The sequence below is a fragment of the Candidatus Desulfolinea nitratireducens genome, from assembly GCF_982879505.1.
On record NZ_CEYOSI010000051.1, the window covers coordinates 1 to 1,320 of the forward strand.

Annotated in this window: 2 protein-coding genes; both read left to right on the forward strand. The window is 46.6% G+C overall.

The window, feature by feature from the left end; all coding sequences use genetic code 11:
* Nucleotides 1-914 (forward strand): hemolysin family protein (locus tag AC3DOM_RS06445; RefSeq protein ID WP_487918209.1); only part of this gene is annotated, 914 nt, incomplete at its 5' end.
* Nucleotides 915-1,055: 141 nt separating this feature from the next.
* Nucleotides 1,056-1,320 (forward strand): primosomal protein N' family DNA-binding protein (locus AC3DOM_RS06450; RefSeq protein ID WP_487918210.1); only part of this gene is annotated, 265 nt, incomplete at its 3' end.

Consider the following 1,320-nt stretch of genomic DNA (forward strand, 5'->3'; position numbering starts at 1 on the left):
CGGAACGCTTCTCGACAACCACTGCATCGTCCATGAGTATATTTATGAAGGCTTTTAGTGGGTTTGTCTCATTACTTGATTGGCTTACCCGTGGCACCTTGGGTCTTTTTGGTTTGGATGGAGAGGCTTCGCATAATACAGTTTATACCATTGAAGAATTAAAAACCATCGTCTCTGGGCCTGATACAGAAGGAATTATCCAACAGCCTCAGCGAGAAATGCTTTCGGCGATTTTCGATTTTGGCAAACTGGTCGTACGGCAGGTGATGATCCCGCGCACAGAGATTACTGCCATTCAGGCAGATACACCTCTTTATGATGCCGCCGCGTTAATCCGCGAGAATGTGTATACTAAATTCCCAGTCTTTGGGGAAGATCTTGATGATGTTGTTGGGATCTTGCATGTCAAAGACTTGCTTAACAGGCTTGAAGACCCAAATAATCGTGAGACGCCTGCAAAGGATTTAATGCGTGAAGCCCTATTTGTACCGGAGACGATCTCTGTCACAAAGCTTCTCCATGAATTCCGTGACGGGCATCAGCATATTGCGATTTCCCTGGATGAATATGGTGGGACAGCGGGGCTCGTTACTCTGGAAGATTTATTGGAGGAGATTATCGGTGATATCCGCGATCCATTTGACGACAATTTGCCGGAAATTCAGATCCAGCCTGGCGGATCGATCTTGCTGGATGGTTTGGCGTTGATCGAATACGTCAACCAGCAAACAGGCTTGTCACTCACCGATGAGAATTACGATACCATAGGAGGGTTCGTTATGGGACGCTTGGGGCGCATCCCCAATCTGGACGACCAGATCGAAATCCCCGAAGATAATATCTGTCTAAAAGTCACCGAAATGGAAGGAATGCGAATCTCCCGGATTGAGTTGACCTTATTAAAAGAAGAATAACAATGACAGTTCCTGAGCGGCGACTGAAGAGAGGAGCACAGCCGCCTGTACCCGGATGGGTAAGGGACGGATTTTATGAGGCTGTTCATAGACTATGTCTTCGCTATCGCTACCCCTCCGCTCATTATCTGCAATAAATCCATGACTACCTTTGTCCAAATTTCTGTTAATATCCCAGCTATCAGCGGGGTTTTTGATTATCAGTTGCCCCCTGAGCTGGAGGGAAAAGTTGGTATTGGGACTCTGGTAACCATCCCCTTTAATAATCAGATTGTTCAAGGTGTAATATTACGCTTTTTGGATAAACCCTCCGTTGCTGTTACAAAATCCGTTGTAGACTTGCTTGATCCGTTGCCTGTGCTTACCCCCGCACAAATTGCGCTTGCAGAGAGAATGGCGGAGCAAA